This is a genomic window from Variovorax flavidus (assembly GCF_030317145.1).
GTDB classification, from domain to species: domain Bacteria; phylum Pseudomonadota; class Gammaproteobacteria; order Burkholderiales; family Burkholderiaceae_C; genus Variovorax; species Variovorax flavidus.
Genome location: NZ_JASZYE010000008.1, coordinates 1 through 24,049 on the forward strand (window position 1 = coordinate 1; position 24,049 = coordinate 24,049).

23 protein-coding genes are annotated in these 24,049 nt (G+C 65.9%); 11 read left to right on the top strand and 12 right to left on the bottom strand.

From position 1 onward, the window contains the following. Window positions 1-135: 135 nt before the first annotated feature. Together QTH90_RS26015 and QTH90_RS26020 are read right to left on the bottom strand one after the other, a co-directional pair. Complete coding sequence (locus tag QTH90_RS26015; RefSeq protein WP_286667619.1) at window positions 136-1,029, bottom strand: MBL fold metallo-hydrolase; 894 nt, start codon at window positions 1,027-1,029, stop codon at window positions 136-138. Between the two features lie 26 nt (window positions 1,030-1,055). Continuing rightward, entirely contained in the window at window positions 1,056-2,747 is a 1,692-nt protein-coding gene (locus tag QTH90_RS26020) for an AMP-binding protein (protein WP_286667461.1), read from the bottom strand. 103 nt (window positions 2,748-2,850) lie between these two features. On the opposite strand from QTH90_RS26020, the gene QTH90_RS26025 reads away from it, so the two are divergent. Then, window positions 2,851-3,735, top strand: a complete 885-nt coding sequence (locus tag QTH90_RS26025) for an esterase/lipase family protein (protein WP_286667462.1) — start codon at window positions 2,851-2,853, stop codon at window positions 3,733-3,735. Window positions 3,736-3,757: 22 nt separating this feature from the next. On the opposite strand, the gene phhA is transcribed toward QTH90_RS26025, so the two are convergent. Genes phhA through hppD form a run of 3 tightly spaced genes read right to left on the bottom strand, consistent with a single transcriptional unit; the run spans window position 3,758 to window position 6,610 of the window. Further along, window positions 3,758-4,633, bottom strand: a complete 876-nt coding sequence (gene phhA, locus QTH90_RS26030; RefSeq protein ID WP_286667463.1) for a phenylalanine 4-monooxygenase — start codon at window positions 4,631-4,633, stop codon at window positions 3,758-3,760. 20 nt (window positions 4,634-4,653) lie between these two features. Beyond that, window positions 4,654-5,454, bottom strand: coding sequence for a transporter substrate-binding domain-containing protein (locus QTH90_RS26035; protein WP_286667464.1), 801 nt, complete (start codon window positions 5,452-5,454; stop codon window positions 4,654-4,656). Between the two features lie 28 nt (window positions 5,455-5,482). Then, on the bottom strand, window positions 5,483-6,610 hold the full coding sequence (hppD, locus tag QTH90_RS26040; RefSeq protein WP_286667465.1) for a 4-hydroxyphenylpyruvate dioxygenase: 1,128 nt from the start codon (window positions 6,608-6,610) through the stop codon (window positions 5,483-5,485). A 154-nt stretch (window positions 6,611-6,764) separates the two neighbouring features. Between hppD and QTH90_RS26045 the strand changes: the two genes are divergently transcribed. From QTH90_RS26045 to lnt, 4 genes are all read left to right on the top strand, one after another. Continuing rightward, entirely contained in the window at window positions 6,765-7,238 is a 474-nt protein-coding gene (locus tag QTH90_RS26045; protein ID WP_286667466.1) for an Lrp/AsnC family transcriptional regulator, read from the top strand. 107 nt (window positions 7,239-7,345) lie between these two features. Beyond that, the gene (locus QTH90_RS26050) at window positions 7,346-8,071 is read left to right on the top strand and encodes a GNAT family N-acetyltransferase (protein ID WP_286667467.1); all 726 of its coding nucleotides are present in this window, start codon (window positions 7,346-7,348) and stop codon (window positions 8,069-8,071) included. 188 nt (window positions 8,072-8,259) lie between these two features. Beyond that, window positions 8,260-9,138: a CorC family transporter gene (locus tag QTH90_RS26055; protein ID WP_286667468.1), complete on the top strand. Its 879-nt coding sequence runs from the start codon at window positions 8,260-8,262 to the stop codon at window positions 9,136-9,138. Further along, window positions 9,135-10,694, top strand: a complete 1,560-nt coding sequence (gene lnt, locus QTH90_RS26060; protein ID WP_286667469.1) for an apolipoprotein N-acyltransferase — start codon at window positions 9,135-9,137, stop codon at window positions 10,692-10,694. Before QTH90_RS26055 ends, lnt begins: the two co-directional genes overlap by 4 nt. Before the next feature lie 25 nt (window positions 10,695-10,719). Here the strand turns inward: lnt and QTH90_RS26065 are convergent, their stop codons facing one another. The 7 genes from QTH90_RS26065 to QTH90_RS26095 form a co-directional block, all read right to left on the bottom strand. Then, window positions 10,720-12,078, bottom strand: a complete 1,359-nt coding sequence (locus QTH90_RS26065) for an FAD-binding oxidoreductase (protein WP_286667470.1) — start codon at window positions 12,076-12,078, stop codon at window positions 10,720-10,722. Between the two features lie 4 nt (window positions 12,079-12,082). Then, a complete protein-coding gene (locus tag QTH90_RS26070; RefSeq protein ID WP_444814763.1) occupies window positions 12,083-13,006 on the bottom strand; it encodes an ABC transporter permease in 924 nt (307 codons plus the stop codon). Beyond that, the gene (locus QTH90_RS26075) at window positions 13,003-13,848 is read right to left on the bottom strand and encodes an ABC transporter ATP-binding protein (protein ID WP_286667471.1); all 846 of its coding nucleotides are present in this window, start codon (window positions 13,846-13,848) and stop codon (window positions 13,003-13,005) included. The genes QTH90_RS26070 and QTH90_RS26075 overlap by 4 nt, the downstream gene beginning before the upstream one ends. Before the next feature lie 37 nt (window positions 13,849-13,885). After that, on the bottom strand, window positions 13,886-14,881 hold the full coding sequence (locus QTH90_RS26080; protein WP_286667472.1) for an ABC transporter substrate-binding protein: 996 nt from the start codon (window positions 14,879-14,881) through the stop codon (window positions 13,886-13,888). A 64-nt stretch (window positions 14,882-14,945) separates the two neighbouring features. Next, window positions 14,946-15,824, bottom strand: coding sequence for a creatininase family protein (locus QTH90_RS26085; RefSeq protein WP_286667473.1), 879 nt, complete (start codon window positions 15,822-15,824; stop codon window positions 14,946-14,948). 32 nt (window positions 15,825-15,856) lie between these two features. Then, window positions 15,857-16,444, bottom strand: coding sequence for an NAD(P)H-dependent oxidoreductase (locus QTH90_RS26090; RefSeq protein ID WP_286667474.1), 588 nt, complete (start codon window positions 16,442-16,444; stop codon window positions 15,857-15,859). A gap of 109 nt (window positions 16,445-16,553) precedes the next feature. Continuing rightward, a complete protein-coding gene (locus QTH90_RS26095) occupies window positions 16,554-17,189 on the bottom strand; it encodes a TetR family transcriptional regulator C-terminal domain-containing protein (RefSeq protein WP_444814769.1) in 636 nt (211 codons plus the stop codon). A gap of 215 nt (window positions 17,190-17,404) precedes the next feature. Here QTH90_RS26095 and QTH90_RS26100 point away from each other — a divergent pair, with 215 nt between their 5' ends. The 6 genes from QTH90_RS26100 to QTH90_RS26125 all read left to right on the top strand — a co-directional run bounded on the left by QTH90_RS26100 (window position 17,405) and on the right by QTH90_RS26125 (window position 23,992). Next, window positions 17,405-18,475: an asparaginase gene (locus tag QTH90_RS26100; protein ID WP_286667476.1), complete on the top strand. Its 1,071-nt coding sequence runs from the start codon at window positions 17,405-17,407 to the stop codon at window positions 18,473-18,475. Between the two features lie 183 nt (window positions 18,476-18,658). After that, complete coding sequence (gene glyQ, locus QTH90_RS26105; protein WP_286667477.1) at window positions 18,659-19,564, top strand: glycine--tRNA ligase subunit alpha; 906 nt, start codon at window positions 18,659-18,661, stop codon at window positions 19,562-19,564. A gap of 3 nt (window positions 19,565-19,567) precedes the next feature. Next, window positions 19,568-21,712: a glycine--tRNA ligase subunit beta gene (gene glyS, locus QTH90_RS26110; protein ID WP_286667478.1), complete on the top strand. Its 2,145-nt coding sequence runs from the start codon at window positions 19,568-19,570 to the stop codon at window positions 21,710-21,712. A gap of 17 nt (window positions 21,713-21,729) precedes the next feature. After that, window positions 21,730-22,305, top strand: coding sequence for a D-glycero-beta-D-manno-heptose 1,7-bisphosphate 7-phosphatase (gene gmhB / locus QTH90_RS26115; protein ID WP_286667479.1), 576 nt, complete (start codon window positions 21,730-21,732; stop codon window positions 22,303-22,305). Next, window positions 22,305-23,069 carry a lysophospholipid acyltransferase family protein gene (locus QTH90_RS26120; protein ID WP_286667480.1) on the top strand — a complete coding sequence of 255 codons (765 nt, stop codon included), beginning with the start codon at window positions 22,305-22,307 and terminating at the stop codon, window positions 23,067-23,069. Before gmhB ends, QTH90_RS26120 begins: the two co-directional genes overlap by 1 nt. A 17-nt stretch (window positions 23,070-23,086) precedes the next feature. After that, window positions 23,087-23,992, top strand: coding sequence for a M48 family metallopeptidase (locus tag QTH90_RS26125; protein WP_286667481.1), 906 nt, complete (start codon window positions 23,087-23,089; stop codon window positions 23,990-23,992). Window positions 23,993-24,049 lie beyond the last annotated feature (57 nt).

Below are 24,049 nucleotides of genomic sequence, written 5' to 3' on the forward strand. Positions count from 1 at the left end.
AAACGCCTCAGCGCCGATGATAGTGCGGGTTCCCGTGTGAAAGTAGGTCATCGTCAGGCTCTTACAGCCCAGAAAAGCCCAGCCCCACAAAGGCTGGGCTTTTTTGCGTTCTGCGCGGAGGTTTCCGAAAGCTCTTCAGCGATTCTGAATTCGCTCTGCATCGGCGAATGCCGCGCCAACCTTCTCGAGCGCAGCCAATGCCTCTGCGCTCAGGTCTTCCAGTGAAGACGCAGGAAAAAAGCGAGCGCGAATGGCGTCGATATAAGGCGTCTGCCGCACCCAGGATTGCCATTCCTCGACGCTCATGGTCTGCGCTTCCAGCAGCTTGAACTTGACCAGCACCTTGACCGCATGCCACGCATGCTTGATCGGGTTCTCCGCGAACACGGCAAGGCGGCTTCTCGCCGAGTCCAAGGCTCCGACGACGTCGTTGAACATAGCCCCGTGGCCCGGAATCACCCGCTTCGGATCAAGCGCTTCGATCAAGTCCAGCGTCGCTGCGACTTCATCGAAGGACGGCTCTCCCGCCAGCTCGGGAAAAACAACCCCGAAACCGTTCTCCCAAAGCGCGTCTGCGGAGATCAGGGTCTGTGAACGCGGCTCAAAAAGGATGACCGAATGCGGATCGTGGCCCGGGGCGGCGTGGATCTCCCATGGAATGTCTCCCAGGACGACTTCGTGGCCAGGCTGGAGCAGAGCATCGAAGCGAAACCGTGGGCAAGCCTGGCCAGTGGTTCGAAAACTCAGACCGTCTTCGTCCCAGCTTTGCACCAACGCGGCTTCTCCGGGAGGAATTCGTGTCTCGACACCTGGATAGCGCGCCTGCAGCGCGGCATTGCCACCGCAATGGTCGCTGTGAAGATGCGTATTCAGTATCCGATCGAGCGGTCGGCCGGCCAGCGCCGCGTCGATCAACACCAGCGTCTGCTCCGAATGAGTGACGTACCCAGTGTCAACCACCGCAGTCTGGTCACGCCCGACGAAGACGATGTTGTTGGCCGACAGCCACCCACGTTCAAGAACCAGCATCCGGGCCGGCAGGCCATCGAGGGTCGTCAAGCCTGCGCGCCCACACGCAACTGTCGACGAAGAATCTTCCCGACGTTGGTCTTGGGCAAGGCGTCACGAAACTCGATGAGCTTCGGTCGCTTGTACCCAGTCAGTTGGTCGTGGCAGTAGCGCATGACTGCATCCTCGGTCAAGGAAGTGTCCTTGCGGACCACGAAAACCTTGATGGCCTCACCTTGCTTTTCGTCGGGCACACCGACCGCAGCGCATTCGATGACGCCAGGGCACAGCGAGATCACATTCTCGAGCTCGTTCGGAAAGACGTTGAAGCCGCTCACTAGGATCATGTCCTTCTTGCGATCGACGATTCGGCTGTAGCCATCTTCCTGCATCACCGCGATGTCGCCGGTCCGCATGAAGCCGTCCGGTGTGAAGGCCGCCGCGGTCTCGGCGGGCTGGTTGTAGTAACCCGTCATCACGTTAGGCCCCTTGATGCAGAGTTCGCCTGCTTCGCCGACGGGGAGCGATCGTCCTTCGTCATCCTTGACCGCGATCTCGATGCCGGGCAAGGGCAAGCCGATGGTGCCGGTGAACGCGCTGTTCGATACGGGATTGTTCGTGCCGATCGCGCAGGTCTCGCTCATGCCCCAGCCTTCGATCATCGGACAGCCGGTGACCTCGAACCACTTTCGGGCTGTGCCCTCCGACGCTGCCATACCCCCGGCCTGGGACACGAACAAGGTCGAGAAATCGATGGTCTTGAATTCGGGATGGACCAGCAAGGCATTGAAGAGCGTGTTCACCGCCGGCAGCATATGGAAGGGCCGCTTCTTCAACACTGCGATGAACTTGTCGAAGTCGCGCGGGTTGGGAATCAGCGTCAGGTGTGAGCCCTGGCGGATCGCGAGCAGGCACAACGTCAAGGCGAAGATGTGATACAGCGGCAGCGCAGCGATGCTGTTGACCTTCGACAGGTCGCCCGCACGCGCAAGCGCCGGCGTGAACCATGCCTCGGCCTGGAGCGTCGCAGCGACGATGTTGCGATGCGTGAGCACCGCACCTTTCGACAGGCCCGTGGTGCCGCCGGTGTATTGCAGGAACGCGATCGAATCCAGCGTGCTCGGGTCAGCCGCCAGCGTGCGGCCGCGGCCCTCCGCGATCATCTCGGAAAACGGCGTGACGGTCCTGCCATTGTCCAGCGGCAGCTTGTAGGCGGGCACCATCTTCGCGAGGTGCCGCACGGCGATGGTGATCCACGTGCCGTACAGCCCGCCGAGAAGATCGCCCATCGACGCCACCACGACATGCTTCACGGCGGTGCGGTCGATCACCTGTTCGAGCGTGGCTGCGAAGTTCTCGAGAATGACGATGGCGGTCGCGCCCGAATCCTTGAGTTGATGTTCGAGCTCGCGCGCCGTGTACAGCGGATTCACGTTGACGCAGGTGTAGCCCGCGCGAAGCACGCCGCACATCGTGACCGGGAACTGCGGCACGTTGGGCAGCATGATCGCCACGCGTGCCCCCGCTTCCAGTCCGCGCGACTGCAGCCATGCGCCGGCAGCCGTCGACAAGGCATCGAGTTCGCCATAGGACATCCACCGCTCCATGCAGACGGAAAACGGGCGCTCGGCGTAACGCTTGAATGACTCATCGAACATCTGCCCCAGCGAGCGATATTGCTCGGGGTGGACTTCGTGCGGCACGCCGGCCGGGTAGTTCTGTAGCACTGATGTCTGCATGCGGTCTCCTTTGGCGCGGATTGTCGAAGCGAGCTCATGCCGACCGCCAGCGGGCTTGTCCTAATGCGGCGCCGCACGCGTCACGCATGCGATAGTCGAGCACATGATTGCGCGTCTACAGCGGTGTCTGGTGGTGGGTTGGCTTGTGGTGGCCGTCGCGTGGACGACCTTCTGGTGGGGGCGCTCGACGGCCATTGCCGTTGCAGGCCTTCTGGTCCTGGCGTGCGCTCATGCGGGCGTCCTGGCTTTCGAGTTCCTCGCCAGCTACCGCGTGAGCGGACAGGATCCCATTCCTCGTGGCAGCGCGACCCAGTACATCGCCGCGTGGCTGGCCGAGAGCGTGGCGGCGCCGTATGTCTTCGGCTGGCGCCAGCCCTTTCGTGCGAAGTCCATCCCGGACCAGCTCCAGCCCGATGCACGCCGTGGTGCGGTGCTGGTCCATGGCTTCGTCGGCAACCGCGGCTTCTGGAATCCGTGGCTGCGGAAGTTGCAGGCTTCGGGGCGTGTGTTTGTGGCCGTCACTCTGGAGCCTGCCTTCGGTTCCATCGATCAATACGTCGAGATCATCGACGACGCCATTGCCCGCGTGACCGCTGCGACCGGCCAGCCGCCTCTGCTGATCTGCCACAGCATGGGCGGCCTGGCCGCCAGGGCCTGGTTGCGCGACTCGGATGGCGAGCGCGTGCACCGCATTGTCACGATCGCCACGCCGCACCGAGGCACGTGGCTTGCGCGCTTCGGTCGTACCGTCAACGGCCGTGAGATGCGCATGGGCGGCGAATGGGTCCAGAAAATCGAAGGCGAGCGGACAAGCACCCAGCAGGTCCCGTTCACGTGCTGGCACTCCAACTGCGACAACATCGTCTTCCCCACGTCAGTGGCCACACTGCCGGGAGCGGACAACCGCCTTGTTCCGGGGCGGGCCCACGTGGAACTGGCCTTCGACTCTCGACTCATGCGCGAAACCCTCGCGCTTCTGGACAACTGAAGCGCAGTGTTTCGCGAATCGCTCAGGCCATGGCGCCGGATTCGCCCTGCAGTAGCACGCCCGCCTCGATGTCCGGCTGCGTCGCCAGTTGCTCGTAGAGCGGCGTGAAGTCGGGCGCCGTCAGATCGAACAGCTGCGCAAAGCTGTCGATCACGAAATAGGTGCTTTGGTAGCTGTCGATCTTGTAGCGCGTGCGCATCGTCCGCAGCAGGTCGAGCGGCAGGCGATGCGGCTCCATGCTGCGCACCGCGTGCTGCAACTCGCCCACCGAACTCAGGATGCCCGCGCCATAGGCCCGCACACCATCCGGCTGGCGAATGAGCCCGAACTCCACCGTGTACCAGTAAAGTCTTGCGAGCTTCTCTCCCGCGCCAAGCGCATGCGCCTTGATGCCGCCCTGGCCGTAGCGCTGCACGTAGTCGGCAAAGGTCGGATCGAAGAGCATCGGCACGTGGCCGAACAGGTCGTGGAAGACATCGGGCTCGACGATGTAGTCGAACTCCTCCGGCTTGCGGATCCAGTCGGTCACCGGAAACTTGCGATTCGCCAGCAGCGTGAAGAAGGGCAGTTCCGGGATCAGTCCCGGCACCGCAACCACTTCCCAGCGCGTGGCCTTGTAGAGCCGCTCGTTGATCTCGTCGAAGCGTGGAATGCGGTCCTTGACGCCGAGCGAAGGCAGCGAGGCAATGAAGGCGTCGCAAGCCAGTCCGGGCAACTGCGCTGCCTGGCGTTCATAGAGACGCCGATAGGTGTCGTGGTCGGCCGGCGTGTAGCTGGCCCAATCCTGCGGGCAGGTGTAGTCGGCATGGACGGCGCCCCCGCGCGAGTAGTCGCCGCGAGGCGGGCGCTCCGATTCGCCGTAAACGGCCGGCGTGACCGCAACTGCGGGGGTGTCCATGCAAAGCTCCATTGGGTTGATTACTTGAGCCAGCGGTCCATCGTCCGCTGGAATTCGCCGCCCGCGAGCGACAGGTGCAGCCACTGGTCGACATAGGCCTTGAAGGCCACGTCGTCGCGCGGCAGCATCCAGGCCATCTCGCCGTATTGCAGCGGCTTGTCGGGGTTGATCGCGCAGAGGCCCGGCTTGAGCTTCTGCTGTGTGATGGCCTCGGCCGATTCCGTCACGAAGACATCGGCGCGGTTCGCAAGGATCTCGTCGAAGATCGTCACGTTCTCGCCATGCAGCGTGAGCTTGGCGCGCTTGAAACTGGCACGCGCAAAACGCTCGTTGCTGCCGCCCGGGTTGAAGATCACCCGCACTTCCGGCTTGTCGATCAGCTCCACGGTCTGGTACTTGGCCACGTCCGCGCAGCGCGCGATCGGCGTCTTTCCGTTGACCATGTAGGCCGTGCTGAAGAAAGCGCGCTTCTGGCGGTCGGTGGTGACCGACACGCCGCCGACCGCCATGTCGCACTTGCCGGCCGCGAGGTCCGGCAGCAGATTGGCCCAAGTCGTCTTGATCCACTCCGGCTTCGCGTTGAGGCTCGCGCTGAAGCTGGTCATGAGATCGACGTCGATGCCTTCGTAGCTCGTGTCCGGCTTCTGGAAGCTGAACGGCCGGTAGTCGCCGGGCGTGCAGATGCGCAGCACGCCCGCCTTCTGCACCGTGTCGAGCCGCGACGTCGTGTCGCCTTGCCGCGGCGTCATCGCGCAGCCTCCCAGCGTCAGGGCCGCAGCCACCATCCAGAGGGAAGAACGAAGCGAAGACGTCGGGCGCATGCGAAGCTCCTATATATATGAGGGAGCTTTATTGTGCGGCGGCCAGCACGCCGCGGCGGATCTGGTCGAGCTCGATGCTCTCGAACAGCGCCTTGAAGTTGCCTTCGCCGAAGCCATCGTCGCCCTTGCGCTGGATGAACTCGAAGAAGATCGGCCCGAGCTGGTTCTCGCTGAAGATCTGCAGCAGCAGCGCACCCTTCTTGCCGTCGACCAGGATCTTGCGCTTCTTCAGCTCGGCGACGTTCTCGCCGTGACCGGGGATGCGCTTGTCGATCAGCTCGTAGTACGTGTCGATGGTGTCCAGCAGCTTCACGCCCGAAGCGCGCAAGGCGTCGACCGAATGCGCCAGGTCTTGCGAACCCATTGCGATGTGCTGGATGCCTTCGCCGCGATAGCTGTCCAGGTATTCCTGGATCTGGCCGGCCTTTTCATTGCCTTCCTCGTTGATCGGGATCCGGATCTTGCCGCAGGGGCTGGTCATCGCCTTGCTCTTCACGCCCGTGACCTGTCCTTCGATGTCGAAGTAGCGGATCTCGCGGAAGTTGAAGAGGCGCTCGTAGAAGTCCGCCCATTCCTTCAGGCGACCGCGGTGCACGTTGTGCGTCAGGTGGTCGATGTAGGTGAGGCCGTGGCCTTTCGGTGCGAGCGCTTCGATCGCCGTCAGGCCGGGCAGCGCCTCGAAGTCCACGTCATAGAAGCCGATGTTGCCGATGTCGCCAGGGGCCGCACCGTTCTTGCCGCGCCAGCGGTCGACGAAATAGATCAGGCTGTCGCCGATGCCCTTGATGGCGGGGATGTTCAGTTCGCCCGGGCCGGCGCCGGGCGCGAAGCCCCATGCACCCAGCGAGATGGCTCGCTCGTAGGCGGCCTTGGCGTCCTGCACGCGGAACGCGATCGCGCAGATGCTCGGACCATGCTGGCGCGCGAAACGCTGCGCGAAGGAGTCCGGCTCCGAATTGATGATGAAGTTGATCGTGCCCTGGCGATACAGCAGCACGTTCTTGTGGCGGTGCTTGGCGATCGGCTTGAAGCCCATCTGCTCGAAGACCTTGCCCATCGCGGCGGGATCGGGTGCGGCGTATTCGATGAACTCGAAGCCGTCGGTCCCCATCGGGTTCTCCCAGGGCGTGAAAGCAGATTCGTCGTTGGTGCTCATGGCGTGTCTCCGATAGGGCGGGGTGGGGGGATTCAGTGTCGCGCTGCGGGTCTGCAGCGCCCGTGTTGAACTGTAAAAGCGTCCGTCATCATGATTCCGGCGTTATTGCGCCTGGTTTGCTGCAGAAACGCAAGAATCCTGCGAAAATCCAATCATGGACGCACTGGACAAGATCGATCGCCACATTCTTCGCACCCTGCAGATCGATGGGCGCGCCACTTACGACCAGTTGGCGGAGCAGGTCAGCCTCTCCCCCAGCGCGGTGCTGCGACGGGTCAAGCGCCTGGAGGAAACGCGCGTGATCGATCGCTACGTTGCCCTCGTCAAGCCCGAATCGGTTGGCTTGGGGCTCACGGCCTACCTCAACGTCCGGCTCGAAAAGCACACCGAAAGCCACAAGCGCAACCCGATGGACTTGTTCCGCGCCAGCGTTCAGACTTGGCCGGAAGTCGTCGAATGCGCAGCGCTGACCGGAGAGATGGACTACCTTTTGCGCGTCGTCGTGGCCGACATGGCCCATTACAGCCGTTTCATCATGGACACCCTGCTCAAACACCCCAGCGTGCAAGACTGCAAGACCAGTTTCGTGCTCGACCGGGTGAAGGCAACGACCGCAGTGCCCGTTTGACGACGATTTGTAACGGCATCGTTCTTTTTTGGGTACTTGTTCACCAATGAAGCCTCAGGGAGTCCCTACGGTCTTGTGAGTCTAGGGAAAACCCTTATATTCGATGCATGCTTACCGCCAAGGCCCTCTTTCTAGCCTCACTCGGCGTCGGCTCGTTCCTCAAGGCGCCGATGGTTGAGGCGCAGCCGCGCGCCGCCGCGCCAACCCCTGTGATGGTGCCGATCCGTTCGATCGGCCCGCGCGAGCGTGACCGCATCGCGCAACACCTGCTCGCGCTCGCACCGCACGACCGCTACCTGCGCTTCGGCTATGCAGCGTCCGACGAGCAGATTCGCCGCTACGTCGACGGCCTCGATTTCGAGCGCGACGAGCTTTTCGGCATCTACAACCGCCGGCTCGACCTCATCGCGATGGCCCACTTGGCCTTCGCGCCCGCTGAACAGCAGCAGGACTGCGCCGAGTTCGGCGTCTCCGTCGCTGAGCACGCCCGCGGCCGCGGCTACGGTGCCCGCCTGTTCGAGCGCGCCGTCGTGGTCGCCCGCAACGAAGGCGTCGGCATGCTGTTCATCCACGCCCTGAGCGAGAACGCCGCCATGCTCAAGATCGCCCGCAACGCCGGCGCGACCGTCGTGCGCAGCGGTTCCGAATCCGAAGCCCACCTCGAACTCCCTGCGGCCACCTTCGACAGCCGCATGAGCGAAATCGCCCTGCAGCACTTCGCCCAGGTCGACTATCAACTCAAGACCCGCGCCAAGCAGTTCTGGGCCTTCCTGGCCGAACTCCAGGAAATCCGCAGCGGCGTCCGAGCCGCAAGAGAAAAGTCCTCCCCCTAGCCAGGTTCGCAGGGCTGTGCCCCCGGCGAGTGGCCGCGCGAAGCGCGCCGCGTTCGCAGGTGGCCGCGGATCCGGCTCCGCCGGTCCGCAGGCCACGCCCCCTTGAGGGGGGAGGCGGCTACACGAAGTGAGCAAGCAACGGGGGTGCCTCATGTATGCTTGTAGTCCCCCAACTAAGCCCTCCCGCAGTGGCAGACCCTCACCCTGAACGCGCGCCCGTCGAACGCGAAGACAAGCGCAGCTTTCTTCAGAAGCTCGCCGAATTCATCCATCCCGGGCCCGACTCGCGCGACGAGCTGATCGAAACGCTCGCCGATGCCGAGGACAACGACGTGATCGGCGCGGAATCACGCGTCATGCTCGAAGGTGTGCTCCGCATGGCCGACATGACCGCCGGCGACGTGATGGTGGCCGCGCCGCGCATGGACTTGGTCAACATCGACGCGCCCTTCGACGCGCTGCTGCACCTGGTGATCGACACCGCCCACTCGCGCTTTCCCGTCTACGAGGGCGAAAAGGAAAACATCATCGGCATCCTTCTCGCGAAGGACCTGCTCAAGCTGCAGCGCGCACCGGGCCTGAACATCCGCGCCCTGCTGCGCCCCGCGACCTTCGTGCCCGAGAGCAAGGGGCTGAACGACCTGCTGCGCGAGTTCCGCGGCAATCGCAATCACCTCGCGATCGTCATTGATGAGTTCGGCCGCGTGGCCGGCCTCATCACCATCGAGGACGTGCTCGAGCAGATCGTCGGCGAGATCGAGGACGAGTTCGACATCGCCGAGGACGAAGGCGACATCTTCGGCCTCGCGGACCACACCTACCGCGTGTCGGGCGACACACCGATCGAGCGCGTGGCCGAGGCCTTCGGCATCACCTTCGACGAAGAGGCGCTCAGCGAGGACTTCGACACCATCGGCGGCCTGATCGCGCACGAGATGGGCCATGTACCCAAGCGCGGCGAGCACTACGCGCTCGGCGCCTTCGACTTCGTCGTGCTGCACACGAAGGGCGGCGCGGTCCGCTGGTTCAAGGTGTCGCCCGCACGCGGCGACGACGCGGCCGATTGAAAACGCTGATTCGCGCGCTGGGCTTCGGCCTGGCCGGTCTTGCGCAGGCCGCCTCCATTGCCGCACCGTGGAACGGCCAGCCGCTGTGGTGGCTGCAACTGCTCTCGCTTGCTGCGCTGGTCTGGCAACTCGATGCATTGCGTTCGGGCGCCGGCGCTCGGCGGCCCTTGCGCAGCGGCGCCCTCTACGGCTGGCTGTTCGCGACGGCCTGGCTCTGCGGCACCTTCTGGTGGCTCTTCATCTCGATGCATACCTACGGGGGGCTTGCAGCGCCGCTCGCCGCGATCGCAGTGCTCGCGCTCTCCGCAGCGCTGGCTTTGTACTACGCGCTGGCGTGTGCCTTGTTCGTGGCTTTTGCTCCGCCGAGCCCCTTGCGGGCCGCAGCCTTCTTCGCCGCGCTCTGGACGCTCGGCGAGCTGCTGCGCGGCAGCTGGTTCACCGGCTTCCCATGGGGTGCTGGCGGTTACGCGCACGTCGATGGACCGCTCGCCGTCTACGCGCCATGGCTTGGCGTCTACGGCATCGGTGCCGTCGCGGCCGGCATCGCGACGCTCGCGGCGCTCGCCTTCCGCAATGCCCGCGGACGCGCATTCGCCGCGCCTGTGGCGGTGGCGCTCGTCCTGCTCTGCGTGCCGGTGCTCGTCAGCACCTTGCGCGGCACGCCCGCCGACGATGCCGACCGCTCGGGCGGGCGCATCAGCATCGCGCTGCTCCAGGGCAACATCCCGCAGGACGAAAAGTTCATCCCCAGCGGCGGCGTCGTGACGGCGCTGCGCTGGTATGGCGAGCAACTCCAGAAGGCCACCGCGCCGCTCGTCATCACGCCCGAAACCGCCTTGCCCCTGCTGCCCTCGCAATTGCCGCCCGGCTACCTCGAGGCCATCGCTGCGCGGTACGCCAGCGGCACCCAGGCGGCCATCGTGGGCCTTCCGATGGGCGACGGCCAGTCCTACAGCAACGCCGTGCTGGGCTTCAAGCCCGGCGAAGCCACGCCCTACCGCTACGAAAAGCATCACCTCGTGCCCTTCGGCGAGTTCATTCCGCACATGTTCCGGTGGTTCACGGACATGATGAACATTCCCCTGGGCGACTTCCGCAGCGGTGGTCTCGCCCAGGCGCCCTTTGCCTGGCAGGGCCAGCGCATCGCACCCAACATCTGCTACGAGGACTTGTTCGGCGATGAGATCGGCGCGAACTTCCGCAACGAGGCGGACGCGCCGACCGTCCTGCTCAACGTGAGCAACATCGCGTGGTTCGGCGACTCGATCGCCATCGACCAGCATCTCGCCATCTCGCGCATGCGGGCGCTGGAGTTCCAGCGGCCGATGGTGCGCTCGACCAACACGGGCGCGACGGTGGTTATCGACCATCGCGGCCGCGTCACGCACGAGTTGCCGCGCCTCACGCGCGGCGTGCTGGAGGCCGAGGTCGAAGGCCGCTCAGGGCTCACGCCCTACGCCATGTGGGTGTCGCGCTTCCGGCTGTGGCCGCTATGGGGCGCCGCGCTGCTGGTGGTCGCCGCGACGCTGACCTTCCGCCGCCGACGCGCCGCCTGAACCTAGGCGGCGACCGGCGCGGTCGTCACTTGCGCACAGGCCAGTCGCGCAGCTTTCCGGGGTTCAGCAGCCCTTGCGGGTCGAAGCGCTTCTTCATCTCGATGATCTCGGCCGGCAAGGCCCCGCCCGCCTTCCCGTCCTCGACGATGAAGACATGCGGGTTGTTGATGCGCACGCCGCGCTCGCGGTGCATGCGGATGATCTCGTCGAGGCGTTCCTCGGTCGTGAAGCGCACGAGCTGGAGCGCGCTGCAGGTGATCAATCCATCGAGGTTGCGCAGGAACTCGGCGTGCATCAGCACCTCGCCGGCAAAGAGCGCTTCCATTTCCTTGATCTGCTGCACATGCTGGCCCGGGACGAAGCTGCTCTGCAGGTAGGTCAGCGTCTTGTCGACCTTCAGCGCATGCAGCGTCGTGTGGTTCCAGGTGAACTCCATGAGGGTGCGATTGCTCTTGCGCACCTCCTCGGCCGTCTTGCGATAGCTCATCGTGCCGCCATGCGTTCGCACGAGCTGGCCCAGCGGGTCCTCGGACGATTCAGCCACCAGCGACAACACCGCATGGCAACCCTTCGGCAAGTGCTCGGCGAGTTGCGCGAGATGGTCGGGTACGGGGCTCGCGAAGAACGCCACCTCGCGCTTCACGATACCGGGCGCATGCGCCAGCGCGTCCGCAAAGCCCAGCGCCTCGTCGAACGATTCGAAGACCACGAGGCTTTCGAGCCAGGGATGGGCCGGCGCCAGTGCCACTTCGAGTTCCAGCACGAGCCCGTTGGTGCCCCAGAGGTGGTGCATGCGGAGCGCTTCCTCGCCGCGCAGCTCGAAGACCTGCGGCTCGGGCTCGATTGTCATCGCGCGCAGCCCCAGCACGTTGCCCGGCGCCGCGAGGGGGCCGTAGTTGATCGAACCCACGCCGCCGAAGCCACCGCCGAACAAGCCGCCCAATGTCGCGCTGCGATACGTCGAAGGCACGCAGCGCAACTCCTGCCCGGACGCCTTGGTGTGCTTTTCCAACTCACCCAGGCGGATGCCCGCCTGCGCGCGTGCCACGCCGGGTTGCACCCATTGCACGGCGTTGTAGCCCGTCAAGTCCAGCACCACGCCGCCCGCGAGCGGTGTGGTCTGGCCGTAGTTGCCGGTGCCGCTGCCGCGGATGGTGATCGGCACGTTGAGGCGCGCGCAGGCGCTCACCAGCGCGCGGATCTCGTCCTCGGTGCGTGGCCGCACGACGGCGTCGGCGCGCTTGTCTTTCAGTTGCCGATCCAGCACGGGGCTGAACCAGGCGAAGTCCTGCGACAGCCGCGCGATGCGGCCCGGGTCGGTGATCCAGTCGAGCTCGGGCAGTTCGAGGTGCAGGCGCTCGATGGCGGAAACGGGGGCGTTCATCAAATCAATCATGTGAGAGTTCGCTCGCATGCCAGGAGCCGAGCGCGAGCTTGGTGAGCCAGGCCATCAGCACGAAGAGCGCGACGCCGGTCAGCGAAATCAGCAGCAGCGCAGCGAACATGCGCGGAATGTTGAGCTGGAAGCCTGCCTGCAGGATCTGATAGGCCAGCCCCGCACCAGATCCGCCAGTGCCGGCCACGAACTCCGCCACCACCGCACCGATCAGCGCCAGGCCGCTGGAGATGCGCAGCCCGCCGAAGAAGTAGGGCAGCGCGCTCGGGATCCGCAGGCGCACCAGCTGCTGCCAGCGCGTCGCGCGGTTCAGCTTGAAGTAGCTCTGCAAGTCGGGTTCGATGCTGCGCAGCCCCAGCGTGGTGTTGCTGATGATCGGAAACAGCGCCACCAGCGCTGCGCACACGACCATCGCCGCGGTCGGGTTCTTCACCCAGATGATGATGAGCGGCGCGACGGCCACGATCGGCGTCACCTGCAGCAGCACGGCATAGGGGAAGAGGGCCGTCTCGATCAGCTTGCTCTGCACGAAGAGGAAGGAGATCAGCACGCCGGCGATGGTCGCGACCACGAAGGACAGCACGGTGATCTTCAAGGTCACCAGCAAGGCCATGCCCAGCGGCACCCAGTCGGTCACCAGCGTCTGCATCATCAGGTAGGGCGAGGGCACCAGATAGGGCGGCAGCTCCATCGCGGTGACCAGTCCCTGCCACAGCGCGACCAGCACCACGCCGACCAGCAAGGGGTACATCACGCGCTGCACGCCCGGCTGTTGCAGAAGGGGCGTGCGCACGGCCTTCCGCTCGGCCGGCGCGGGCACCACGGGCCGTGGCCTTGCCGATGCGGATGGTGGTGCAGAAGGAGTGGGCGCGACTGGCGAAGTGGCCGCGATGCTCGCAGGTGCCAGCGCGCTCATGCCGCCACCTCGTCATGTGCGCTGCTTGCACGCAGCAGGCTGTCCTGCAGCTTCTTCGCATAGCGGCTGAATTGCGGCGACACCATGAAGTCGGCACTGCGCGGATAGGGTTCGTCGATCCGGAACTGCTCCACCACGCGGCCCGGCCGCGCCGCCATCATGATCACGCGGCTCGACAGGAACACTGCCTCGTGGATCGAGTGCGTCACGAAGATCACCGTGAGCTTCTTCTTGCGCCAGAGATCGAGCAGCTCCGAATCCAGCTTGTGGCGCGTGATCTCGTCGAGCGCACCGAAAGGCTCGTCCATCAGCAGCAGGTCGGGTTGCGTCACGAGGCCGCGCGCGATCGACACGCGCATTTGCATGCCGCCCGACAGCGCACGCGGCAGGGCCGACGCGAACTTGTCGAGCCCCACCAGCTCCAGCGCCTCCGCGACACGCGCATCGGCCTCCTTGCGCGGCACGCCGGCCAGGTCCAGCGGCAGGCGCACGTTGGTGCGCACGCTGGCCCACGGCATCAGCGTCGGCGACTGGAACACGAAGGCCATGCGCTTGCCGCTCTCGTCGATCTGCTGCACCGGCTTGCGCCAGAGCAACAGCCGGCCGTCGGTCGGCTCCAGCATGCCGGCAACCATCTTGAGCAAGGTGCTCTTGCCGCAGCCCGAGGGGCCGAGCAGGGTGACGAACTCGCCTTCCGCGATGGTGAGGTCGACCGGCAGCAAGGCCTGCGTGCCGTTCGGATAGGTCTTCTCGGCGGAGAGCACTTCAACCGCCGGCATGGCGGTCGAGGCTTCGACCGGCTGCGGCGGCAGTGCGTAGGCAGCGGATTCGTTGTCGTTCATGCAGAGCCTTTCGAGGGAGGCCGTAGCCTCCGGTGTTTCAGGGCAGGACCTTCGCGTCCTTCACGAATTCGGTGGTGTAGGTCTTGGCGATCTCGACCTTGGCAGGGTCCAGCAGCTTGGCCGACACGAGGAAGTCGTAGCTCGCCTTGGTGCGCGCATCGGTGATCACGCCGATGCCCTGCGTGGCCGCGTCGCCGCCAGTGACCATGCCCATCTCCTTCAGCTTCGCCACGCTGTAGGCGAGCTGGTCGTCGGTCATGTTGGGGTTGTCCTTCTTGATCAGTGCATTCGCGGGCGCCGGGTCGGCGAGATAGCTCTTCCAGCCCTCGGCAGAAGCCTTGATGAAGGCGGCCACCTGCTTGCTGCGCTCCTTCACGGTCTTGTCCATGCACGACACGGTGGTCGCATAGGCCGGGAAGCCGTGGTCGCTGAACATCAGCACCGTGCTCTTCACGCCGGCCTTCTGGATGGCGTAGGGCTCCGAGGTCAGGTAGCCCTGCTGCGCGGTGTTCTTGTCCGCGACGAAAGGCTGGATGTTGAAGGTGTAGGGGCGCGTCTGTTCATCGGTGAGGCCGAACTTGGCCTTCAGCCAGGGCCAATAGCCACGGTTGGCCTGCGAGCCGATCAGGATGGTCTTGCCCTTCAGGTCCTCGAACTTCTTGACGTCGTCGTGCGCGATCAGCACCTGCGGGTCCTTCTGGAAGAAGGCCGCCACGTTGACCACCGGCACGCCGCCTTCGCGCACCTGCATCATCTGGATGTCACTCGATCCCATGATGCAGTCGGCCTGCCCGGCAGCCATCATCTGCGTGATGTTGACCTGCGGGCCGCCCATCTTGATCGTCACGTCGAGCCCGTACTTCTTGTAGATGCCCTGCGCGACCGCCTGGTAGAAGCCGCCGTGCTCGGCCTGCGCGTACCAGTTCGTCATGTAGGTGAACTTGTCCTGGGCTTGTGCGGGTGCGGCCGCCGCGAAGGCGAGTGCTGCAGCAGCGGCCAGGGAACCGAAGCGGAAGGCGAAGGGTTTGCGCATGGTGTGGGACCTCTGTTGAAAACGACGGATGAAGAAAAGGGGCGACGGATGCAAGGAGCGGGCCTCAGGCCGCGAGCGCGGCGTCCGGGCGCGAGGACGACTGGATGAAGCCCTGCTCATGGCCACGGCCCCAGGTCGCTTCCTCGCGCACGACCCAGCGCAGCGCATGCAGTTCGGTCAGCGCCTGCACCCAGCTCGCGGAAAGCGTGTCCAGAATCTCCTCGCCCTGTTCGCGCGTGGCGCTGGTCGGGTCGCCGATCACGCCGCTGGGGCCGAAGTCGCGCGCGGTCCATGCGCAGGCGGGGCGGCCGTCGGCCGACAGCAGCTTGATCGGGAAGGGCGGCGGGAAGTTGGCGGCCGCACGTTCCATGTGCACCGTGTCGGGCGCCAAGGCCAGCATCAGCGCCGTCTCGGAGTGGCCGGCGTGCATCGAGAGCCGCTTCTCCTGCTCGCTGATCTGCTTGCTCGATGCGTTCGGCAGGCGCGACACGCCATGCGGCACCACGACGAAATCGCCATGCCGCAGACGCAGTTCGCGCGCCGCCATCTCCAGCACCTGCGGCTGCCCGCCGTGCCCGTTGGCGAACAGCAGCTTGCGAAAGCCCGAGCGATAGACCGACTCGCCGATCTCGATCACCGTCGACAGCAGCGTGGTGCCGGTCAGCGTCATCGTGCCGGGGAAGTGCAGGTGCTCTTCCGACTTGCCGTAGGTGATGGTCGGCAGTGCAAAGGCGCGCACCTCGGGGGGCAGGCGTTCGAGCGCCTTGCCCATCACGCCCGACGCGATGACGCTGTCGACCGAGCAGGGCAGGTGCGGGCCATGCTGTTCGATCGCGCCGCAAGGCAGCACGATCACCGTGTTCTCGCGGTCGGGCAGCGCGTCGATCTCGGTCCAGCTCAGGTAGGGCAGGAAACGGTGGGGCGGGATGTAGCCGTGGAGCATGGGGTGGTCCTGTGGAGGGAAAGGGGCAGCGCTCAGGCGAAGCGGGCCATCGCGCGTCCGACGCGCTGCATGAAGCGCTTCAGTTGGGGCTCGGTCGCCACGTTCATGTGGTAGTGCGCGTGGTAGTCGACCCGCGCCTGCTTGCCGGTGAGGCGCCGCATGTAGCGCGTGACGATCTTGCGAGGCGGGTCGCCCATGTACCAGGCGACCCAGCGTGGGCGGCCGTAGGTCACGACGGCGGAGACGCGCTGGATGTTCGTCAGCATCGGCTTCACGTTGGCCGGGTCGCTGAGATCGAAGGCGACGCCGGGCATGAAGAGGCGGTCGAAGTAGCCCTTCAGCATGGCGGGCAGGCCGAAGCACCACGTCGGAAAGCAGAACACGATGCCCTCGGCCCACTGCAGCCGCTCGACGTAGGGCTTCAGAGGCAACTGGTTGCCCGGCACCTCGTGGTAGCCCAGGCGCTCCTCGCGCGAGAGCACGGGGTCGAAGCCTTCGGCATAGAGATCGCAGTCGTCCACCTCATGGCCGGCGGCGCGCAGGTTGCGCAGCACTTCCTGGTGCAGCGCTGCATGAAAGCTGGTTTCGACCGGGTGGCAGTAGACGACGAGCACTCGCATGGTGTGTTTGACCGCTTAATCAGAGCAAGTGGTCAGGTTATGCAAGCGACGTGCCAATCCCGTTGCACCAAACGGGGGAGCGAATCCTCTCGGCGGGAAGGAAGCGGGACTAGGGCTTGATGCCGCAGCCGCCCAGCACGAACGCCACCAGCTCGCGAGCGATCGGCTCGCGGTCGATCGGCGCATCCGTCGGCAGCCCCAGCATCACGCGCGTCTGCAGCGCGTAGTCGGCGTAGCTCTGGGTCATGGCCCAGATGTGCATCAGCAGCAGGCGCGCGTCCAGCGGCCGCATCAGCCCGCGGGCGATCCAGCCGTTGATGATGTCGACCTTCTTCTGCGTCCACGCCCGTGCATTGGGCCAGTAGCGTTCGAGGTTGCGCCCGCCGTCCAGCACCTCCCGCGTGAAGATGCGCGAGATCTCCGGGCTGTCGAAGGCGTGGTCCAGCTTCTTGCGGATGTACTCGCCCAGCACCGCGCCCGGGTCGCCCGCATGGTTCTCGAACGAGAACACCACCTTCCAGTCGTGCAGCACCTGCATGAGCAGCTCTTCGTACAGCTCTTCCTTGCCGGGGATGTAGTAGTGGAGCTGAGGCTTGGTCAGGCCCGCGCGCGCCGCGATGGCCTGCGTCGAGGCGCCCTTGAGCCCGTGCAGGCTGAATTCGGCGATGGCCGCCGTGCGGATCGCGGCCAGGATGCGCTCGCGTCCGGGCCGTGCGCGCGACAGCGGGCCACTGGGCGCCGGCATCTGTTGCGCATCCACGGCTGCGGGGGAAAGGGCGTCGGAGGTCATCGTTTTCGGCGGGTCGTGCCGCGTGGCGATGGTAGCGCTTGCCCGAAACGCTGCACCGCAGCATGCTTGCGAGCGGACTGCATGACCGCATGCACACCGGGCATCGCAGGGGTGCGCCGCGACGGCATGCTTCCCGTATCGTTTCGGCCCTCGACACCACAGGAGTCCCTATGTACTTCGCCACCCGAATTCGCGCCTTCGCCGGTGCGGCCGCCTTGCTCGCGGCCAGCGCCATTGCCCAGGCGCAGACCGCCCTGCCCAACGTCGTGATCCTCGCGACCGGAGGGACCATCGCCGGCGCCGGGGCTTCGGCCGTCAACAGCGCCACCTACTCGGCGGCCAAGGTGCCGGTCGACAAGCTCATTGCGGGCCTGCCCGAGCTCTCGAAAGTGGCCAGCATCCGCGGCGAGCAGGTTTTCCAGATCGCCTCTGAAAGCCTGACCAACGACAACCTGCTGGTGCTGGCCAAGCGCGTCTCGGCGCTCGCGAAGCAGCCCGACGTCGACGGCATCGTCATCACGCACGGCACCGACACGCTCGAGGAGACGGCCTACTTCCTGACCCTCACCGTGCACACGTCCAAGCCGATCATCGTGGTCGGCTCCATGCGCCCGGGCACCGCGCTCTCGGCCGACGGCGCGCTCAACCTGTTCGACGCGGTGAACGTCGCGGCCAGCAAGGACGCCGCCGGCAAGGGCGTGCTCGTGACGATGAACGACGAGATCCACACCGGCCGCGACGTCAGCAAGACCGTCAACATCAAGACCGAGGCCTTCAAGAGCCAATGGGGCCCGCTCGGGATGGTGGTCGAGGGCCGCAACTACTGGTTCCGCGCACCAGTCAAGCGCCACACGATGCAGTCGGAGTTCGACATCGACACCATCAACGCGCTGCCGCCGGTCGAGATCGCCTACGGCTACGAGGGCGTGCCGGCGACGGCCATCGACGCGCTGGCCAAGAGCGGCATCAAGGCGCTGATCCATGGCGGCACCGGCAACGGCTCGGTGGCGGACCGCATCGTGCCGGTGCTGCAGAAGGTGCGCGGCGACGGCATCCTCGTGATTCGCAGTTCGCGCGTGCCGGACGGCTTCGTGATCCGCAACGCCGAGCAGCCTGACGACAAGTACGACTGGGTGGTGGCGCATGACCTGCGCCCGCAGAAGGCGCGCATCCTCGCGATGGTGGCGCTGACCAAGACCAGCGACACCAAGGAGCTGCAGCGCATTTTCTGGGAGTACTAGCTCACCCCCAGGCTTCGCGCACTTCGTGTCGCTACGCCTTCCCCCTTGCAGGGGGCAATACCGGCGGACCGGCGGAAGCCGGATCCGCGGTATTTCTGCAAGAGGAGGGGCCGGCTGGCTGGCTCTTAAAATGATTGGTTCGCCGCGTGGGGCTCTTCCCTGCCGCGGCCACCCAGGGCTGACATGCTGACCTTCCAACAAATCATTCTCAAGCTTCAGGCCTATTGGGCCGACCAGGGCTGCGCGCTGCTGCAACCGTACGACATGGAGGTCGGCGCGGGCACTTCGCACACGGCCACCTTCCTGCGGGCACTCGGGCCGGAGCCGTGGAAGGCTGCCTATGTACAGCCCAGCCGCCGGCCCAAGGACGGGCGCTATGGCGAGAACCCGAACCGCCTGCAGCACTACTACCAGTACCAGGTGGTGCTCAAGCCGGCGCCGAGCAACATCCTCGAGCTGTACCTGGGTTCGCTTGAAGCGCTGGGCTTCGATCTCAAGAAGAACGACATCCGCTTCGTCGAGGACGACTGGGAGAACCCGACGCTCGGCGCGTGGGGGCTTGGTTGGGAGGTCTGGCTCAACGGCATGGAAGTCACGCAGTTCACCTACTTCCAGCAGGTCGGCGGCATCGACTGCCGGCCGATCACCGGCGAGATCACCTACGGGCTGGAGCGGCTCGCGATGTACCTGCAGGGCGTGGACAACGTCTACAACCTGACGTGGACCGACGGGCTCAGCTACGGTGACGTCTACAAGCAGAACGAGGTCGAGCAGTCGACCTACAACTTCGAGCACAGCGACGCCGACTTCCTCTTCACCGCCTTTGCCGCGCATGAGAAGCAGGCGAAGAACCTGATGGAACAACAACTCGCGCTGCCGGCCTACGAGCAGGTGCTCAAGGCCGCGCACAGCTTCAACCTGCTGGACGCGCGCGGCGCGATCAGCGTGACCGAACGCGCGGCCTACATCGGCCGCATCCGCAATCTCGCGCGCAGCGTCGCGCAGAGCTACTACGAGAGCCGCGAACGGCTCGGATTCCCGATGGCGCCGCGCGAGTGGGTCGCACAGATCACGAAGAAGGCGGCCTGAGCGATGACCACAAGCAAGAACAACCTGCTCGTCGAACTCTTCGTCGAGGAACTCCCGCCCAAGGCGCTGAAGAAACTCGGCGATGCCTTTGCCTCCGTGTTGCGCGATCAGCTCGTCGCACAAGGACTGGCCGATGCCGGCTCGGTGCTGACCGCCTACGCCTCGCCGCGCCGCCTCGCTGCGCACCTGACCGATGTGCTCGCGCAGGCCGCCGACAAGGCCGTGTCGCAGAAGCTCATGCCGGTGACGGTGGGACTCGATGCCTCGGGCAACGCAACGCCCGCGCTGCTCAAGCGCCTGGGTGCGCTGGGTGCCGATGCGTCGGCCGTGCCGGGGCTGCGCCGCGCGATGGACGGCAAGGCCGAAGCGCTGTTCTTCGAGAGCACCGCCAAGGGCGCGACGCTGGCCGAAGGCCTGCAGAAGGCGCTGGCCGAGGCGATCGCCAAGCTGCCGATCCCGAAGGTCATGAGCTACCAGCTCGAAACCGGCTGCGAGCTGCCGGGCTGGAGCAGCGTGAGCTTCGTGCGCCCCGCGCACGGCCTGGTCGCGCTGCACGGCGACACGATTGTTCCGGTCGAGGCGCTGGGCCTGAAGGCCGGACGCGAGACGCACGGCCACCGCTTCGAAGCCACGGTCGATCCCATTGTGCTGCGCGACGCCAACCACTACGCCGAGCAACTGACGGACGACGGCGCCGTCATCCCCGGCTTCGAGGCGCGCCGCTCCGAAATCGCACGCCAGCTGGCCGACGCCGCCGTCAAGGTGGGCGGTGGCACGCAGCCGATCCTCGACGACGCGCTGCTCGATGAAGTCACCGCGCTGGTCGAGCGCCCGAACGTGCTGATCTGCGAGTTCGAGCGCGAGTTTCTCGATGTGCCGCAGGAGTGCCTCATCCTCACGATGAAGGCCAACCAGAAGTACTTCCCCCTGCTCGACGCAGCCGGCCGCCTGACCAACAAGTTCCTGGTCGTCAGCAACATCCGCCCCGACGATGCGAGCGCCGTGGTCGGCGGCAACGAGCGCGTGGTGCGCCCGCGCCTGGCCGATGCCAAGTTCTTCTTCGACCAGGACCGCAAGAAGTCGCTGGCCTCGCGCGTCGAATCGCTGGCCAAGGTGGTCTATCACAACAAGCTCGGCACGCAGGGCGAGCGCGTGGAGCGCGTGATGCGCATCGCGCGCGGACTCGCGGAACAGCTCGGCGATGCCACGCTGGCACGCCAGGCCACACAGGCCGCACAACTCGCCAAGGCCGACCTCGTCACCGACATGGTCGGCGAGTTTCCCGAGCTGCAGGGCATCATGGGCCGCTACTACGCGCTGCACGACGGGCTCGACGCGGCCGTGGCGGACGCCATCGAAGACCACTACAAGCCGCGCTTTGCCGGCGACGAGCTGCCGCGCAATCCCGCCGGCGTCGTGGTCGCGCTGGCCGACAAGCTCGAAACCCTCGTCGGCATGTTCGGCATCGGCAACCTGCCGACCGGCGACCGCGACCCCTTTGCGCTGCGCCGGCATGCGCTCGGCGTGATCCGCATGCTGACGGAGCGCAACCTGCCGCTCGAACTGCGTGGCGTGCTCGGCGAGGCTTTCGCAGCCTTCGGTGCACCCAAGGCCGGCGACGTCGCGCTGACCGACCCGACCGATGCGCTCGAAGCCTTCATCTACGACCGCCTCGCCGGCAGCCTGCGCGAGCAGGGCGCCAGTGCGCAAGAGGTCGAGGCCGTGCTTGCACCGCGTCCCCAGCGCCTCGGCGAGGTGCCGAAGCTGCTCGCCGCCGTGCGCGCCTTCGCCGCACTGCCTGAAGCACCGGCACTCGCCGCCGCCAACAAGCGCATCGGCAACATCCTCAAGAAGTCGCCCGAGGCCGACGCCCATGTGAGCGAAATGCTCCTGCACGAGCCCGCCGAAAAGGCGCTCCATGCGGCCATGCGGCAGATCGTGCCGAAGGCCGACGCGCAGTTCGACGAAGGCGACTACACCGCATCGCTGCAGACCCTGGCCGCACTGCGCGAGCCCGTTGACGCCTTCTTCGACGGCGTGATGGTGAATGCCGACCAGTCCGACCTGCGGCTCAACCGCCTCGGCCTGCTGATGCTGCTGCACAACGCGATGAACCGCGTCGCGCAGCTTGAACGCCTCGCCGCCTGACATCCGATCGGCACGCCATGAAACTCGTCATCCTCGACCGCAACGGCAGCCTCAACGTGCACCGCGAGGACTTCGTGAAGAGCGACCTCGAATGGACGCCGCTGCCTGGCGCGCTCGAGGCCGTCGCGCGGCTCAACCATGCCGGCTGGCACGTCGTCATCGCATCGAACCAGTCGGGCCTGGGGCGCGGCCTGTTCGACGTCGCGTCGCTCAACGCCATGCACGCCAAGATGCACAAGATGCTGGCCGCCGTCGGAGGCCGCATCGAAGCCGTGTTCTATTGCCCGCACAGCCCCGACGAGGGCTGCGACTGCCGCAAGCCCCGGCCGGGCCTCTTCACCCAGATCGGCGAGCGCTACGGCGTCGACCTGGCGCATGTGCCGACCGCCGGCGACAGCCTGCGCGACCTGCAGGCCGGCGCCGCCGCCGGCTGCGAGCCGCATCTGCTTCTCACCGGCATGGGCGCTGCCTGCCGTGGCGTGCCGCTGCCGCCCGAATACCCGCCCAACACCATCGTGCACGAGGACCTTGCCGCCTTCGTCGATTTCCTGCTCCAGCGAGAAGAGCAAGCTGCCCTGAAGGTCGCCGTCTGATGTCACTGATCCGTTCCATCGTCCACGCGCTGTGGATGCTCGTCACCGTGATCCCCTGGGGGATCATCATGTGCGTCTGCTCCATCTGGAAACGCGGCATTCCGCTGTACTGGATGGCCGTGCAATGGCTCAGCTGGGCCATCGGCGGCGCGCGCGTGCTGCTCGGCATCCGCGCCCGCGTCACCGGCATGGAGAACCTGCCGACCGACAAGCTCGCCGGTGCCGTGCTCCTGGTCAAGCACCAGTCGACCTACGAGACCTTCCTGATGCCCACGCTGATGCCGCATCCACTGGCCTTCGTGTTCAAGAAGGAGCTGATCTACGTGCCCTTCTTCGGCTGGGCCATGGCGCGGCTCGACATGATCCACATCGACCGCAGCCAGCGCACTCAGGCCTTCAACAAGGTCGTGGCGCAAGGCCGCAAGCTGCTGGAGCAAGGCATCTGGATCATCATGTTCCCGGAAGGCACGCGCATTCCGCGCGGACAGCAGGGCCAATACAAGACCGGCGGCACACGGCTCGCATGCGAGACCGGCGTGCCCGTCATTCCCGTCGCGGTCACTTCGGCCAAGGTTTGGCCCCGCAAGGCTTTCATCAAGCGACCGGGCGTGGTCGACGTGTCGATCGGCCCGGCCATCCCCAGCGTCGGCCGTCGCCCAGATGAACTGATGCGCGAAGTCGAGGCCTGGATCGAAAGCGAAATGCGCCGGCTCGACCCCGAGGCCTATGCGCCTGCGGCCTCGACGGCATCGACCACCGCCTGAACTTCCTCCGTCCCGACATGCGCAGCCTGCTGCAGTTCACGCTCGATCTCTTCGACGCTCCTGCAGCCGTCGAGCCGCCGCCCGTCGCCCGGCCGCCCGAAGCGCCAAAGCCTCCGGCGCCCGGCAGCCATCTGCCGCCGATCTCGCTCAGCGACGCGCTGAGCCCCGCGAGCTTCGTCCACCCGCGCGCCTCGCGCGAATTGATGCTGGGCCATGCCCGCGTGGCCTACGAGTTCACGCGCGGCAAGCGCCGCACCATCGGCTTCGTCGTCGGCGCCGATGGCCTGTCGGTGCGTGCGCCGCGCTGGGTGGCGCTGCGCGACGTCGATGCGGCCGTGCTCGAAAAGTCCGACTGGATCCTGCGCAAGCTGGCTGAGACGCAGCAGCGCCATGAGCGGCTCGAAGCCGCGCGCATCGAGTGGAAGGACGGCGTCATCTTTCCCTTCCTGGGGCAGGACGTGACCGTGCAACTTGATCCGCACCATGCCTTCGACGGCGTTGGCGCGGTACTGGACGCGGGTACGGGAGACGGACCGCACACGCTGCGCCTCGCGGTCGCGAACAACGCCACGCCGACGCAGATCCGCGATGCCGCCCAAGCCTGGCTCATGCGGCAGGCGCGCCGCATCTTCATCGAACGGCTCGATCACTTCGCGCCGCGGCTGGGGGTGAAGTGGAACAAGCTGTCGCTGTCGAACGCATCGACGCGCTGGGGCAGCGCGAGCGTGGATGGCGCCATCCGTTTGCACTGGCGGCTGGTGCATTTCCGGATGTCGGTGATCGACTACGTGGTCGCGCATGAGCTGAGCCATCTGCGCGTGATGGACCACAGTGCGCGGTTCTGGGAGACGGTGGAGAGCGTGGTGCCGGACTATGAGGTGTTGCGAAGGCAGTTGAAGGATGAGCCGGTGCCGCGCTGGTAGGGGCGGCGTGGCGGTCAATTAACCTCGCGCTATCGAAGCCGCGACGGGAGACAGTGA